This window comes from Mesorhizobium sp. YR577, assembly GCF_900116595.1.
Classification (GTDB): Bacteria; Pseudomonadota; Alphaproteobacteria; order Rhizobiales; family Rhizobiaceae; genus Mesorhizobium_M.
This window is the reverse complement of record NZ_FPBI01000025.1, coordinates 48,948-63,343: the sequence shown is the minus strand read 5'-3', so window position 1 is coordinate 63,343 and position 14,396 is coordinate 48,948. Positions and strand designations below refer to the sequence as shown.

Annotated in this window: 13 protein-coding genes; 11 read left to right on the top strand and 2 right to left on the bottom strand. The window is 62.0% G+C overall.

Going from position 1 to position 14,396, the window contains the following annotated elements; all coding sequences use genetic code 11:
* Nucleotides 1-370 precede the first annotated feature (370 nt).
* The 7 genes from BM413_RS26810 to BM413_RS26775 all read left to right on the top strand — a co-directional run bounded on the left by BM413_RS26810 (nucleotide 371) and on the right by BM413_RS26775 (nucleotide 8,861).
* Nucleotides 371-835: a MerR family transcriptional regulator gene (locus BM413_RS26810; protein WP_162931697.1), complete on the top strand. Its 465-nt coding sequence runs from the start codon at nucleotides 371-373 to the stop codon at nucleotides 833-835.
* Nucleotides 836-1,113: 278 nt separating this feature from the next.
* Entirely contained in the window at nucleotides 1,114-2,901 is a 1,788-nt protein-coding gene (locus BM413_RS26800) for an acyl-CoA dehydrogenase C-terminal domain-containing protein (protein ID WP_091917924.1), read from the top strand.
* A gap of 144 nt (nucleotides 2,902-3,045) precedes the next feature.
* Nucleotides 3,046-3,465, top strand: coding sequence for an endonuclease domain-containing protein (locus BM413_RS26795; RefSeq protein WP_244538038.1), 420 nt, complete (start codon nucleotides 3,046-3,048; stop codon nucleotides 3,463-3,465).
* Complete coding sequence (locus BM413_RS26790) at nucleotides 3,462-4,634, top strand: acyl-CoA dehydrogenase family protein (protein WP_091917922.1); 1,173 nt, start codon at nucleotides 3,462-3,464, stop codon at nucleotides 4,632-4,634. The genes BM413_RS26795 and BM413_RS26790 overlap by 4 nt, the downstream gene beginning before the upstream one ends.
* Before the next feature lie 32 nt (nucleotides 4,635-4,666).
* Nucleotides 4,667-5,875: an acetyl-CoA C-acetyltransferase gene (locus BM413_RS26785; protein ID WP_091917921.1), complete on the top strand. Its 1,209-nt coding sequence runs from the start codon at nucleotides 4,667-4,669 to the stop codon at nucleotides 5,873-5,875.
* 199 nt (nucleotides 5,876-6,074) lie between these two features.
* Nucleotides 6,075-8,297: a 3-hydroxyacyl-CoA dehydrogenase NAD-binding domain-containing protein gene (locus BM413_RS26780; RefSeq protein WP_091917920.1), complete on the top strand. Its 2,223-nt coding sequence runs from the start codon at nucleotides 6,075-6,077 to the stop codon at nucleotides 8,295-8,297.
* 21 nt (nucleotides 8,298-8,318) lie between these two features.
* Complete coding sequence (locus tag BM413_RS26775) at nucleotides 8,319-8,861, top strand: thioesterase family protein (RefSeq protein ID WP_091917919.1); 543 nt, start codon at nucleotides 8,319-8,321, stop codon at nucleotides 8,859-8,861.
* Nucleotides 8,862-8,872: 11 nt separating this feature from the next.
* Here BM413_RS26775 and BM413_RS26770 read toward each other — a convergent pair whose 3' ends face one another.
* On the bottom strand, nucleotides 8,873-9,451 hold the full coding sequence (locus BM413_RS26770) for a Fic/DOC family protein (protein WP_091917918.1): 579 nt from the start codon (nucleotides 9,449-9,451) through the stop codon (nucleotides 8,873-8,875).
* Between the two features lie 357 nt (nucleotides 9,452-9,808).
* Here BM413_RS26770 and BM413_RS26765 point away from each other — a divergent pair, with 357 nt between their 5' ends.
* Both BM413_RS26765 and BM413_RS33265 read left to right on the top strand, forming a co-directional pair.
* Nucleotides 9,809-10,456, top strand: a complete 648-nt coding sequence (locus tag BM413_RS26765) for a S24 family peptidase (RefSeq protein WP_091917937.1) — start codon at nucleotides 9,809-9,811, stop codon at nucleotides 10,454-10,456.
* A 10-nt stretch (nucleotides 10,457-10,466) separates the two neighbouring features.
* Entirely contained in the window at nucleotides 10,467-11,387 is a 921-nt protein-coding gene (locus BM413_RS33265; RefSeq protein WP_175544451.1) for a thermonuclease family protein, read from the top strand.
* Here BM413_RS33265 and BM413_RS26755 read toward each other — a convergent pair.
* Nucleotides 11,350-13,002: a lysine--tRNA ligase gene (locus tag BM413_RS26755; RefSeq protein WP_091917917.1), complete on the bottom strand. Its 1,653-nt coding sequence runs from the start codon at nucleotides 13,000-13,002 to the stop codon at nucleotides 11,350-11,352. The two genes, BM413_RS33265 and BM413_RS26755, sit on opposite strands and share 38 nt — an antisense overlap.
* A 150-nt stretch (nucleotides 13,003-13,152) precedes the next feature.
* Between BM413_RS26755 and BM413_RS26750 the strand changes: the two genes are divergently transcribed.
* A complete protein-coding gene (locus tag BM413_RS26750; protein WP_091917916.1) occupies nucleotides 13,153-13,566 on the top strand; it encodes a tellurite resistance TerB family protein in 414 nt (137 codons plus the stop codon).
* Nucleotides 13,567-13,579: 13 nt separating this feature from the next.
* Entirely contained in the window at nucleotides 13,580-14,395 is an 816-nt protein-coding gene (locus tag BM413_RS26745) for a sterol desaturase family protein (protein WP_091917915.1), read from the top strand.
* Nucleotide 14,396 lies beyond the last annotated feature (1 nt).

Sequence of the window (14,396 nt, the reverse complement as noted above, 5' to 3'; positions counted from 1 at the left end):
GATGCGGCTGGGTGAACAGCGGAAAGCTTGGCTTTCCAGGGTTTTTCCCGCGCTCCGAAAACCATGAACAATTCGAATACAGACTATCCACGGCAGACCGACATGCGCACATTTCCCCCAACGTGGTAAACAAGTTGTTAACCAACCTTACCGCGCGGCGAAGAATGCAACGAAAAGTCGCAAAACAGTTTCATTCAGTTGGCGCTTGCAACGTAACGGCACTCTGAGTATAGCATTTACGTAAACGTAAGCGGTGCTTGAGCACCCTTGCGCAGTATTCGTTGAAACCACGAACGGAAGCACAGCCCCGATTGCTTTCGTTCAGGCCCCGCCGGTCAAACCGCGGTGGCCAACGGGGAAGCAAAAGAACATGACGATGAAGCTTATGCAGGCCGGCAACACGGCGGCCATGACTGAAACTGTTACCGACGCGGCGGAAACCGATCTTTCCCGCATCGGCGAAATAGCCAAGAAATACGGCGTGACCCTTCGCACGCTTCGTTTCTATGAAGACAAGGGCCTGCTGAACCCGAAGCGGGAAGGCAGCACGCGTCTTTACACCCATCGCGAAGAGGCAAGGCTGAAGCTGATCCTGCTCGGCAGGAAGGTTGGCTTCTCGCTGCGCGACGTCAAGCAGATGATGGATCTCTACGATCCCAAGGGCACCAACGCCAAGCAGCTCAAGCTCGCTCTCGACAAGTCGGAAAAGCAGCTTTCGCGTCTGCACAAGCAGCGCGAGGCGATCGAGGACGCCATCGGCGAACTCAGCAATGCCATGTCGGCGGTGCGCGGCATGCTTGCCGACCGTCCGCTGCCGGTTGCCGCGAACGGCTGAGCCGGTGCTGATGCCTGAAGGCCTTTTCGGCCTCGGGCATTTCGAAAACTGAGCCACACAATGTCCGACGACATTGTGTGGCTTTTTTCATATTGTCGACGTGGACTTGCGGCTAGCTTTGCGGTCTCTTGCCGCCGTCCTCCTTCAGAAAATTCACAACCATGAAAAAATTGACGTTTACGCAAACGTCAATTATTGCTATGGCCATCTGGAAAGCGGACTCGACGCTTGGATTACGCGCGTCGGGAGCCGCATAGTATTGTGGCGGAGGATTTAAGATGCCGACATACCGGGCCCCGGTCGAGGATACGCTTTTCGTGCTGAATGAGGTGCTTGGCTACGAGCGCTACAGCAATCTTCCCGGATTTTCCGACGCCACGCCCGATGTGCTGGAAGCCATCCTGGCCGAAGGCGCGAAGCTTTCCGAAAACGTGCTCCAGCCGACCAACCGCACCGGTGACCTCGAAGGTTGCGTGCGCCATGACGACGGCTCGGTGACGACGCCTACGGGCTTCAAGGAAGCCTACGACCAGTATCGCGAAGGCGGCTGGATGGGTCTTGCGGTGCCGGCCGAATATGGTGGCCAGGGCCTGCCTTACTCGCTGCACACGGCGGTCGCCGAATACATGGTCTCGGCCAATATGGCGCTGATGATGTATCCCGGCCTGACCCAGGGCGCGATGGCTGCCATCCTCGTCCACGGTACAGAAGAGCAGAAGAACACCTGGCTGCCGAAGCTGGTCGAGGGCACCTGGACCGGCACCATGAACCTGACCGAGCCGCATTGCGGCACCGATCTCGGCCTGCTGCGCACCAAGGCAGTGCCCAATGGCGACGGCACCTACAAGATTTCCGGCCAGAAGATCTTCATCTCGGCCGGCGAGCACGACATGGCCGACAACATCGTCCATCTGGTGCTGGCCCGCATCGAAGGTGCGCCAGAAGGCGTGAAGGGCATTTCGCTGTTCATCGTGCCAAAATTCCATCTCGATGCAGACGGCAACCCCGGCGAGCGCAACGGCGTTTCCTGTGGCTCCATCGAAGAGAAGATGGGCATTCACGGCAACGCCACCTGCGTCATGAATTACGACGAGGCGACCGGCAAGCTGCTGGGTGCCGAGAATGGCGGCCTCAAGGCCATGTTCACGATGATGAACGAAGCCCGTCTCGGCGTCGGTCTGCAGGGGCTGGCGATGTCGGAAGTTGCCTACCAGAACGCGGTGACCTACGCCAAGGAGCGCATCCAAGGCCGCTCGCTGTCAGGCCCCAAGGCGCCGGACAAGAAGGCCGATCCGATCATCGTCCACCCCGACATCCGCCGCAACCTGATGACCATGAAGTCCTTCAACGAAGCCGGCCGCGCGCTGGTTTTGTGGACCGCGCTGAAGTCGGATGTCGCCCATGGTTCGGGCGACGATGGCGAGCGCCAGACGGCGGACGACCATATGGGCCTGATGACCCCGATCGTGAAGGGCGTGCTGACCGATAAGGGTTTCGACCACGCCGTCATGGCGCAGCAGGTTTTCGGCGGCCATGGCTATATCGAAGAACACGGCATGAGCCAGTTCGTGCGCGATGCCCGCATCGCCATGATCTATGAAGGCGCCAACGGCATCCAGGCACTCGACCTCGTCGGCCGCAAGCTTGCGATGAATGGCGGCCGCGCCGTGCAGGCCTTCTTCAAGGAAGTCGGCGAATTCTGCGAGGAAAACCGCGCCGACGAGAAGATGGCGCCTTTCACCAAGGCGCTGAAGAAGGGCCTCAACGATCTCCAGGCCGCCACCATGTGGCTGATGCAGAATGCGATGCAGAAGCCCGACAATGCCGGTGCTGCCTCGACCGACTACCTGCACCTCTTCGGCCTCGTCGCGCTCGGCTACATGTGGGCGCGCATGGCCAAGACCGCGCAGGGCAAGCTCGGCAACGGCTCTGCCGCTTTCTATGAAAACAAGCTGGTCACCGGCCGCTATTTCATGGAGCGGGTGATGCCCGAGACGGCGGCACACCTCGCCCGCATCTCCACCGGTGCCGACACGATGATGGCGCTGGACGCGGAAGCGTTTTAGGGTGCTCGGCGTTCCCCTCCCCCTTGAGGGGAGGGTGGCCGCGAAGCGGTCGGGAGGGGTCAGCGCGGCCATGCGCCGACCTCAAGTCTGAAAATGCACGTTGGGAGAATTGGTAAAGTGCCCCGAACCCGTGTCAGTTTCGAAATGCGGCAAAAGGCGCGCTCGCTTCGTCTCCACGGGACGAAAGCGGAATCGCTGCTCTGGTACGAACTGCGCGAGTTGCGAGCACATGACCTCAAGTTCAGGCGCCAAGCGCCGATCGGGCCATATATCGTCGATTTTCTTTGCCCGTCGGTCCGATTGATTGTCGAGGTCGACGGTGATCTCCATGAGACCGAAAACGGCAAGCGCCACGATGCAAATCGCGATGCATATTTGAAATCTCTTGGCTACACGACTCTCAGGATGGATGAGCCGGATGTTATGAACAGTGCCTGGCACGTAGCGCAGGCGGTGAAGGAAAAGGCCGAGTATCTCGTCGGCGACCCCTCCCGACCGCTTCGCGGCCACCCTCCCCTCAGGGGGGAGGGGGACGTTGGCGCCGCGGATGGAGTGAACCCATGACCACCAATCCCGCAGAAGTGCTTGGCCTGCCGAAGCCCGAATGGGCTGGCGAAGACGTCGCCATGCTCTACGATATGGCGTCGAAGTTTCTCGAGGCCGAGATCGCGCCGCGCTACGATGAATTCGAGAAGGCCGAGATTTTCGACCGTGAAAGCTGGCAGAAGGCCGGCGAGAACGGTCTGCTCTGCGCTTCCATGCCTGAGGAATATGGCGGCTCGGGCGGCACGTTCGCCCATGAGAGCGCTATCATCGAGGCGATCAGCCATGTCGGCGTCGACGGCTTCGGCATTGCGCTGCATAACTCGATCGTCGCGCCCTACATCCTCCACTACGGCTCGGAAGAGCAAAAGAAAAAATGGCTGCCGAAGATGGCGAGCGGCGAGCTGATCGGCGCCATCGCCATGACGGAGCCCGGCGCGGGCTCCGACCTCCAGGGCGTCAAGACGCGCGCCGAGAAGGATGGCAACCAGTACCGCATCAATGGTTCGAAGACCTTCATCACCAACGGCCAGCTTGCCAATCTGATCATCGTCGTCACCAAGACCGACCCGGCCAAGGGCGCCAAGGGCACGTCGCTGATCGTGGTCGAGACCGACGAGGTCGAGGGTTTCGAGCGCGGCCGCAACCTCGACAAGATCGGCCTGAAATCGAACGACACGTCGGAACTGTTCTTCAACGACGTCCGCGTGCCGACTGCGAACCTCCTGGGTCACGAGGAAGGGCAGGGCTTTGTCCAGCTCATGCAGCAATTGCCGCAGGAACGCCTGCAGATCGGCACGACGGCGATTTCCATGGCCGAGCGGGCGCTGGCGCTGACCATCGACTACGTCAAGGAGCGCAAGGCCTTCGGCAAGACGATCCTCGACTTCCAGAACACCCAGTTCAAGCTTGCCGAGCTGAAGACTGAAGTCACCATCGGCCGTGTCTTCTACAACAATTGCGTCGAGCGTCACATTAATGGCGGGCTCGATCCGGTAACGGCATCCATGGCGAAATACTGGCTGTCGGACCTGCAGGGCAAGGTCGTCGACGAATGCCTGCAACTGCATGGCGGCTATGGCTACATGAACGAATATCCGATCGCCCGCATGTACCGCGACGCCCGCGTGCAGCGCATCTATGGCGGCACCAACGAAATCATGAAACTGTTGATCGCGCGCAGCCTGTGACGCGCTGATCCTGAAACACTGGGAGAAAAAAGATGGCTGACGCTTATGTCTATGACGCCGTGCGCACACCGCGCGGACGCGGCAAGAAGGACGGCTCGCTGCATGAGGTGCCGGCGGTAAGGCTCGGCGCGAAAGTGCTGGAGGCGCTGCGTGACCGCAACGATCTCGACACCGGCACGGTCGACGACATCATCTTCGGCTGCGTCGACCCGGTCGGCGAGGCGGGCTCGGTCATTCCGCGCGCTGCCGCCTTCGAGGCCGGCTACGATACCAAGGCGCCCGGCATGCAGATTTCGCGCTTCTGCGCCTCTGGCCTTGATGCCATCAATTTCGGCGCTGCCAAGATCGCTCAAGGGTCGGACGACATCGTCATTGCCGGCGGCGTGGAATCGATGTCGCGCGTCGGCATGGGCATGTCTGGCGGCGCCTGGTTCATGGACCCCTCGGTCGGTTTTCCGGGCTGGTTCGTGCCGCAAGGCATCTCGGCTGATCTGATTGCCACGAAATACGGTTTTTCGCGTGACGACGTCGATGCTTATGCCGTCGAGAGCCAGAAGCGCGCAGCACACGCCTGGGAAAAGGGCTGGTTCAAGAAGTCGGTCATTCCGGTGAAGGACCAGAACGGCCTGACCATCCTCGACCGTGACGAGCATATGCGTCCGTCCACCGACATGCAGTCACTGGCCTCGCTCAACCCGTCCTTCGTCATGCCCGGCGAAATGGGCGGCTTCGACGCCGTCGCGGTGCAGAAGCACCCGGAGGTGGAGGAGGTCAACCACGTCCACCATGCCGGCAATTCGTCCGGGATCGTCGATGGCGCGGCCGCCGTGCTGCTCGGCTCCAAGAAGGCCGGCAAGTCGCTCGGCATCAAGCCGCGCGCGCGCATCCGCGCCTTCTCCAACATCGGCTCGGAGCCGGTGCTGATGCTGACCGGCCCGGTCGACGTGACGGAAAAGCTGTTGAAGCGCGCCAAGATGAAGATCTCGGACATCGACCTGTTCGAACTCAACGAAGCCTTCGCCTCGGTGGTGCTGCGCTACATGCAGGCTTTCGACATTCCGCACGACAAGATCAACGTCAATGGCGGCGCGATCGCCATGGGCCACCCGCTGGGCGCCACCGGCGCCATGATCTTCGGCACGGTGCTCGACGAGCTGGAGCGGCGTGACCTCAACACCGCGCTGGTGACGCTGTGCATCGGCGCCGGCATGGGCACCGCCACGATTATCGAACGGGTGTAGCGCCTCTTCCTTCTCCCCGCTTGCGGGGAGAAGGTGGCCCGAAGGGCCGGATGAGGGGCAGCGCCTGACTAGGCAAAGTTAGCTCCGCCCCTCACCTGCCTGCCGGCATCCTCTCCCCGTATAGTGACGGGGAGAGGCCCGCAGTTTCACCGTCGCGACATTCCGCTGACGCAACAGATTTCAAGGAGGAACTTCTCCAATGGCTGACTACACAAATTTCACGGTCGAAACCGACGCTGACGGCATCGCACTCGTCACCTGGGACATGCCGGAAAAATCGATGAACGTCTTCACCGAAGAGGTGATGAACGAACTCGACAAGATCGTCGACCAGGTCGCAGGCGATGCGGCGATCAAGGGCGCGGTCATCACCTCCGGTAAGGACTCGTTCTCCGGCGGCGCCGACCTGACCATGCTGAAGCGCATGCTGACGCTGTTCCATGAGGAAGAGGCCAAGGACCACGACAAGGCGGTAAAACTTCTGTTCGACACTGCCGGCCGGATGGGCGCGCTGTTCCGCAAGCTGGAAACCTCCGGCAAGCCGTGGGTCTCGGCCATCAATGGCACCTGCATGGGCGGCGCATTCGAAATGTCGCTGTCCTGCCATGGCCGCGTTGCCGCCGATTCCGACAAGGTGAAGATGGCGCTGCCCGAGGTGAAGGTCGGCATCTTCCCCGGCGCCGGCGGCACCCAGCGCGTGCCGCGCCTGGCCGATCCGCAGTCGGCTCTCCAGATGCTGACGTCCGGCCAGAACCTTTCGCCGCAGAAGGCCAAGGGCATGGGCCTTATCCACGAGATCGCCGAGCCGTCAAAACTGATCGAAACCGCCAAGGCGATGATCAAGAACGGCCTGAAGCCGGTCCAGCCATGGGATGAAAAGGGCTTCAAGCTGCCGGGCGGCCCGGTCTATTCGGCGGCGGGAGCCAATCTCTGGCCACCGGCAATCGCCATCCTGCGCCGCGAGACATACGGCAACTATCCGGCTGCCAGCGCGATCCTGAAATGCGTCTATGAAGGCCTGTTGGTGCCGTTCGACACCGGCCTCAGGATCGAGCAGCGCTATTTCACGCAGATCATGCAGACAACGGAAGCGGCGATGATGATCCGCTCGCTGTTCGTGTCGCTGCAGGAACTCAACAAGGGCGCGCGGCGCCCCGAGGGCGTGGCGCCGACCAAGTTCAAGAAGATCGGCGTGCTCGGCGCCGGCTTCATGGGTGCTGGCATCGCCTATGTCACCGCCAAGGCCGGTATTCCGGTGGTGCTGCTCGACCGCGACATGGAGTCAGCTGCCAAGGGCAAGGCCCATTCCGAAAGCCTGATTTCCGATCAGGTCAAGAAGGGCCGTGCCAAGGCGGAAGACAAGGACAGACTGCTGTCGCTCATCACGCCGACGGCCGACTATGCTGATCTCGACGGCTGCGATCTCGTCGTCGAGGCGGTGTTCGAGGATTCCGAGGTCAAGAAGGGCGCGACCGAAAAGGCCGAAGCCGTGCTGAAGCCTTCGGCGGTGTTCGCTTCCAACACCTCGACCATTCCGATCACGTCGCTGGCGCAGAATTCGAAGCGGCCGAAGAATTTCATCGGCGTCCACTTCTTCTCGCCTGTCGACAAGATGCTGCTGGTCGAGATCATCCTGGGCAAGAAGACCGGCGACAAGGCGCTGGCGGTCGCGATCGACTATGTCCGCGCCATCAAGAAGACGCCGATCGTCGTCAACGACACGCGCGGCTTCTACGTCAATCGCTGCGTGCTGCGCTACATGTCGGAAGCCTTCAAGATGCTGATCGAGGGCGTGCCGGCACCGATGATCGAGAATGCCGCGCGCGCTGCCGGCATGCCGGTCGGGCCGCTGGCGCTGACCGACGAGACGGCAGTCGACCTCGCCCAGAAGATCATGAAGCAGACCATTCGCGATCTCGGTGAGAAGGCCGTCGATCCCGAGCAGATGAAGCTCATCAACACCATGGTCGACGACCATGGCCGCTTCGGCCGCAAGAACGGCAAGGGCTTTTACGATTATCCGGCAAAGCCCGCCAAGAAGAAGCTGTGGCCGGGCCTGAAGGACCTCTACAAGCAGCGCAACCCCGACAAGATCGACTTCGAGGAGCTGAAGCAGCGCTTCCTCGTCGTGATTGCGCTGGAGGCGGCGCGCGTCATGGAAGAGGGCATCGTCACCGACCCGCGCGAGGCCGATGTCGGCTCGATCCTCGCCTTCGGTTTCGCGCCTTATACCGGCGGTACGCTGTCCTATATCGATGGCATTGGCGCCCAAAAGTTCGTCAAGCTCGCGAAGTCGCTGCAGAAGAAATATGGCGTCGAGTTCAAGGCGCCCAAGCTGCTGCATGACATGGCCGAGAAGGGCGAGACGTTCTATGAGCGCTTCGATCCTTATGCCAAGGCGGAGGCGAAGAAGGCGGCCTGACGGCCGCTTTCAGCGAAAAGCATGTATGTCTGGGCACGGCTTCTAAAGACCGCGGTGACGGCGCGTCGCCGCGGCATCTATCGCATGGGCAATGAAAGCAGGCTGAGCTTTCGCTGCCTGCCCACCGACATCGACACCAACATGCACCTGAACAATGCCCGCTACATGATGCTGGCCGATCTTGGCCGCATCGATATCTTTCTGCGCGCAGGCCTGATCGGGTTGGCGCGCAGGAATAGCTGGGCGCCGATGATGGGCGGGCTCCAGTCCGTCTTCGTGCGCGAAATCAGGCTGTGGCGGCAGTTCGATGTCGTTTCCACGGTCGAGACCTGGGAGGGAACCCAGGTCATAGGCCGTCATGAATTCATCCTCGACAATGGCGTCACCGCAGCGCTGGTGCTGACGACCGCCGGCGTCTACGACGCCCGCAACCGCCGCTTCCTCGAAATCGACGAAGTGATCGCAGCACTCGGCAGCGAGGCGAAAGCCCGCGCGCCGAACGAAGCCGAGCGCATCTTCATGCAATCCCACGACGGCCTGCGCTCGCTGGCGAAGAAGGGCTGAGGGAGCGCCCTTCAGGGCGATACGATATCTCGGATCAGATCGGATAGCGGCGCTTCGTTTCCCGAAAAACTGTCGACCATCGCCTGGATCACGCGGTCGCGGTCAAGCTTGTCGTCATCGAAGGGGAAGCCCGCATGCTCGGCGAGAATTGACAGAAGCGCCAGTTGAGTGCGGCCGTTGCCTTCGCGGAAAGGGTGCACTGCATTGATTTCGGCCAGGACATGCGCAGCCGCTTTGGCAAATTCATCGACAGATAGGCCGATCAGGTGGTTCTTGTCCGATAGAACTCCAAAAACGCGATCCATCTCCTGGTCGATATAGTCCGGATAGCAAAACCAGTTGCCGTTTTTGCCTATGCGAATCGTGCGTCGCTTGCCCGCCCATTCATAGACATCCTGAAAAAGGTGATGATGCAGGGCCTTGTAGTGTTCGTAATCGAGTTGTCCCGTCGGCCAGTCCTCATCGGCGCGCGTCAGGAACACGGCGAGTTCGTACTCGTCCAAATCTGACTGGCTTCGAATATCGAGCTTGTTCTTGAGAACGGTTGTACCCGGATAGCAAAGCGGGTCGTGCTCTGCCGTATAACTCACGCTCAGCCAGTTTTTTTGCTGGTGAATGCGGCCCGGATGAGGGCGCGGCTTTCTTCGCCGCTCAGACCATTGCGCTCCGCATGTGCCAGGATTCCACTCATACGCGACGACAGCGCCAAGCCCTCGACTGCGCTGATTTTTTCCCCCCGCAAGCGGGTCAGCTTACCGGGTTGGAGCTGTTGAGACGCGGGGCGGTGAGTGTTCTTCATAGGCGTAAAAGTATCATGGTTGGGATAATTGGGGCAAAGCGAATTTCGTCCGAGATAATAGGCTTGCTTCGAGCATCGATCGTCTGGACAACCTCTCGCACCCGCGCTAGAACATAGAGGTATTTTTTCCTGTTTCGGGACCATGACGATGCTTTCGCACGACCGGGTCTGGGCCGCCATCGATGCGCTGGCCGAACGATACTCGCTCTCGGCTTCCGGGCTGGCGAAGCGGGCAGGGCTCGATTCCACTGCCTTCAACAAGTCGAAGCGTGCTTCCGCCGACGGTCGTCCGCGCTGGCCTTCGACCGAGTCGCTGGCAAAAATCATCGAGGCGACGAATTCCTCGCTGGACGAGTTTCTCGGGCTCGTCGAGGGACGATCCAAGGATGACCGGCCGCTACCGGTGCAGAAATCCTCGGTGCCGCTGCTTGGTTTTGCGCAGGCCGGTGCTGGCGGCTTCTTCGACGATGCCGGCTTTCCGGCCGGGCAGGGCTGGGACCTGATCGAACTGCCGGCGCAGTCGACCGAGAACTCCTACGCGCTGCAGGTGCAGGGCGATTCCATGCTGCCGCTCTACCGCAATGGCGACGTGCTGATCGTCGAGCCGGGCGCGACGGTGCGCAAGGGCGACCGCGTGGTCGTCAAGACGCAGTCCGGCGAGGTCATGGCCAAGGTTCTGGTACGCCGCAGCGCGCAGGAAATCGAGCTTTTGTCGATCAACCCCGAACACCCGGTCCGCAACATAGCGATGGGCGATGTCGATTGGCTCGCCCGCATCGTCTGGGCAAGCCAGTAGGCGCCGCCTGATGCGTCCCGGCATATTCGCGCTGACGGTGGCTGCACTTTTCGGCCTGAGCTTCGCCATCGTTGCCGGCGGGCACGCGATCACGGCGAATGATGCAGCCTACGATCCGTCGAAGATCGAAGTGCCCGACGAAACCGATCTCCCGCCGATGGATGAGGATTCCTCCCCCTCCGACGACACGCAGCAGAGCTCACCGGCCGACGACAGCGTCTTGCCGGTCGCTCCGGAATCCCCGACGCCTGCGCCGGAAAACAACGCCGCGCCATCGACCAAATCCGGCGAGCTGGAGCGCATCGCGCCGCGCGAGCCGCTGAGCCAGCTCGGCCTCGCACTGCCGCCCAAGCCGCCGAAGCCGGTAGCCCCCGAAGACTGGAAGGGCACGCCGCTTTACCAGCCGGTGGCGAGTTCGGCCGGGCAGATCGAGGCCAAGGGCTATTCGATAGCCATTGCCGGCATCGAACCCGTGCCGGCGAGCGACGAGTGCAGCTTCGAGGGCACGTCGTGGCCATGCGGCGCGCGGGCGCGCACGGCGTTCCGTTCCTGGCTGCGCGGCCGCGCTGTCACCTGCACGGTTCCGCCCGAGCCCGACCGCGCCGTCATTTCCGCCGATTGCCGCGTTGGCAAGGAGGATGTCGGCGCCTGGCTGGTGGCCAATGGCTGGGCGCGCGCCGCCACCGGCGGCCCCTATGCGGAGGCCGGCGAAAAGGCCCAGTCGGACAAGAAGGGCATATTCGGTCCGCCGCCGGCGCGCGTCAGCGTGACGCTTTCGCCCTCGACCACAAGCGCCTTGCCCGCGCCGCTTCCGCCGCCGGATGAGTCACCGGTTATCCCGGTCGAGCCACAGGAAACTGTTCCAGTGGCTCCTGGCGCTTTCCCGCCTGCGCCTACGCCGCCAACTGGCCAGCAAGCGCCTTTGCAATGAGCGCGCGCGTCTCGGCAATGCCGTAGAGCGCGGCAAACGAGCCGAAGCGCGGGCCGCGTTCCTGGCCGATCAGCACCTGATAGATCATCTGGAAGAAGGCGACCGAAACGCCGGGCCCGCCTTCCGGGCTCTGCTTGGAATGATCCTGATAGCGCTCGATCTTGCGGGCGACATTGAGCGATGCGTTCTGGATCGCCTCGCTGCTTGCATCCGCCGGCAACTGGCCGAGCGCGTCCGACAGCGCCTGAAGCGCTGCGTTCTCGACCTCGTCCGGGCTCCGGAAGGACTTCGTCGGCTTCACGAAATCGTCGAAATAGCGCACCGCATAGGCCGCCAGCCGGTCGAGCTCGGGATGCGACTTCGGCGTGACATCCTTGGCGTGGCGCGAGATGAAGCCCCACAGCACATCCTTGCTGTCGGCGTTCGAAGCACTCACCAGATTGAGCAGCAGCGCAAACGTCACCGGCATGTCGATCGCCGGCGGGTTGCCGTCATGCATGTGCCAGACCGGATTGCCCAGCCGCTCCTTCCACTCCTGCTTGGGGTAGGCGGAAAGGAAGGCGTAGTATTCGTCCACCGCCTTGGGAATGACGTCGAAATACAGCTTCTTGGCCTGGCGCGGGCGCTGGAACATGTAGAGGCCGAGGCTCTCGGTCGGCGCATAGGTCAGCCATTCGTCGATGGTCAGGCCGTTGCCCTTCGACTTCGAGATCTTCTGGCCGTTCTCGTCGAGGAACAGCTCGTAGACGAAATGCTCCGGCGCGCGGCCGCCAAGGATGACGCAGATGCGGTCGTAGATGGTCTGGTTGGTCTGGTGGTCCTTGCCGAACATCTCGAAATCGACATTGAGGGCGGCCCAGCGCATGCCGAAATCCGGCTTCCACTGAAGCTTCACGCGCCCGCCGGTCACCGGCAGGGTGGTTTCCTGGCCGTCCTCGTCGTCGAAGGTGATGGTGCCGGCCTTGGCGTCGACATTCTTCATCGGCACGTAGAGCACGCGGCCGCTCTTGGGCGAGATCGGCAGGAACGGGCTGTAGGTTGCCTGGCGCTCTTCGCCCAGCGTCGGCAGCATCACCTTCATGATGTCGTCATACTTGGCGGCGGCGCGCAGCAGCACCTCGTCGAAGCGGCCGGCCTTGTAATATTCGGTGGCGCTGGCGAATTCGTAGTCGAAACCGAAGGTGTCGAGGAAACGGCGCAGCATCGCGTTGTTGTGGTCGCCGAAGCTGGCATAGTCGCCGCCGAACGGATTTGGCACGGCGGTCAGCGGCATGTGCAGATAGGGCTCAAGCGCGGCGCGGTCCGGTACGTTCTCGGGGATCTTGCGCATGCCGTCCATGTCGTCGGAAAAGCACAGCAGCCTGGTCTTGACCTTGTCCTGCGTCAGCACGCGGAAGGCGTGGCGCACCATGGTGGTGCGCGCCACTTCGCCGAAGGTGCCGATATGCGGCAGGCCGGACGGGCCGTAGCCGGTCTCGAACAGGACGGTCTCGGGAAAATCGCGACCTTTATAGCGCGCGACGATTTTGCGCGCCTCCTCGAACGGCCAGGCTTTGCTTTCCGTCGCGGCCGCCAGAAGTTCGGGGTTGAGATCGATGATGTTTGATCCCGTCATGTCGCCATTCCTGCATAATTTGCCGGCACAGTCCGGCGATGCCTGCTCTAAGGCGCGCGGCAAGAAGCGTCAACGATTGCGGGCGTTTTTCCTTGCGGTATGGGTGGCGCCTTCCTAACTTCGAAGCCCATTGCAACCCAAGGACAGCAAATGCCCGGCCCCACCGCCCATGAAGCCCTGATCTACCTGATGGTTGTTACCTCCGCTTCCGATCGCGACATGACCGATCTCGAACTTGCGCGCATCGGCGACGTGGTTCGCTCCTGGCCGGTGTTCGAAGGGTTCAACGACCAGAAACTCGTCCGCATCGGGCAGGACTGCCAGAAGCTGCTGCACGAGCAGGAAGGTCTCGACGGCGTTCTTGCGGCCGCCGCCAAGGCCATACCAAAGCGCCTCCACGACACGGCCTACGCCGCCGCGCTCGAAGTCGCCGCCGTCGATCTCGAAATGCGGCTGGAGGAGGTGCGCGTGCTGCAGCTTCTGCGGCGTCATCTCAGCGTCGAGGAAAAGATGATTTCGGCGATCGAATGGGCGACCAAGGCACGCCACCGCATGCTGACGTGACCGGCAGCATGTGATGGGCGATGCCGCAGGGTCCGAGGCCTTCGTCCGCACGGCCGCCTTCCTGGTGATCTTCCTCGCCATGGCGCTGTTCGAACTGTGGTCGCCGCGGCTGGAACGTCAGGAAATGGCCGGGGCGCTGAAATCGCGCCGCTGGTTCGCCAATCTGTCGATGCTGGTCATCTCGTCGCTGATATTGCGTGTGGTCTTTCCGGCTGCAGCTGTCGGTGCGGCAGCCTTTACCGAGATGAAAGGCTGGGGGCTTTCGCGCGCTGCCGGCCTCGACGGCGTGCTCGGCGGCATCATCGCCTTCGTCGCGCTCGATTTTGCAGTCTGGCTGGAGCATGTCGCCAGCCACAAACTGCCGGTTCTGTGGCGCATCCACCGCGTCCACCATGCCGATACGGGCTTTGACGTCACCACCGGCCTGCGCTTTCACCCCCTGGAGATAATGCTGTCCATGGTTTGGAAGGCAGGTGTGGTGATAGCGCTTGGCGCGCCGGTGTTGTCTGTGCTGGTGTTCGAGATCGTACTCAACGGCTCTGCGATGTTCAGCCACTCGAACGTTCGGATTTCACCCTCGGTCGATCGCTGGCTGCGCAAGGTGATCGTCACGCCGGACATGCACCGCGTTCATCATTCAACAGACCGGCCTGAGACCGACTCCAACTACGGCTTCAACTTCTCGTTCTGGGATCGGCTTTTCAGGACTTACGTCGGCCAGCCGAAACGCGGCCATGACGGCATGGCGATCGGCCTCGAGGAGTGGCGCGATGAAAGACCGTCGCGGCTTGGCTGGCTGCTGGCGTTGCCGTTCAGGGCAGGGCGCTGAC

Coding starts and splice junctions, on each gene's coding strand:
- BM413_RS26795 (WP_244538038.1), top strand. CDS start 3,046: ATGCGGCAAAAGGCGCGCTCGCTTCGTCTCCACGGGACGAAAGCGGAA.
- BM413_RS26785 (WP_091917921.1), top strand. CDS start 4,667: ATGGCTGACGCTTATGTCTATGACGCCGTGCGCACACCGCGCGGACGC.
- BM413_RS26790 (WP_091917922.1), top strand. CDS start 3,462: ATGACCACCAATCCCGCAGAAGTGCTTGGCCTGCCGAAGCCCGAATGG.
- BM413_RS33265 (WP_175544451.1), top strand. CDS start 10,467: ATGCGTCCCGGCATATTCGCGCTGACGGTGGCTGCACTTTTCGGCCTG.
- BM413_RS26780 (WP_091917920.1), top strand. CDS start 6,075: ATGGCTGACTACACAAATTTCACGGTCGAAACCGACGCTGACGGCATC.
- BM413_RS26775 (WP_091917919.1), top strand. CDS start 8,319: ATGTATGTCTGGGCACGGCTTCTAAAGACCGCGGTGACGGCGCGTCGC.
- BM413_RS26800 (WP_091917924.1), top strand. CDS start 1,114: ATGCCGACATACCGGGCCCCGGTCGAGGATACGCTTTTCGTGCTGAAT.
- BM413_RS26745 (WP_091917915.1), top strand. CDS start 13,580: ATGGGCGATGCCGCAGGGTCCGAGGCCTTCGTCCGCACGGCCGCCTTC.
- BM413_RS26765 (WP_091917937.1), top strand. CDS start 9,809: ATGCTTTCGCACGACCGGGTCTGGGCCGCCATCGATGCGCTGGCCGAA.
- BM413_RS26755 (WP_091917917.1), bottom strand. CDS start 13,002: ATGACGGGATCAAACATCATCGATCTCAACCCCGAACTTCTGGCGGCC.
- BM413_RS26810 (WP_162931697.1), top strand. CDS start 371: ATGACGATGAAGCTTATGCAGGCCGGCAACACGGCGGCCATGACTGAA.
- BM413_RS26750 (WP_091917916.1), top strand. CDS start 13,153: ATGCCCGGCCCCACCGCCCATGAAGCCCTGATCTACCTGATGGTTGTT.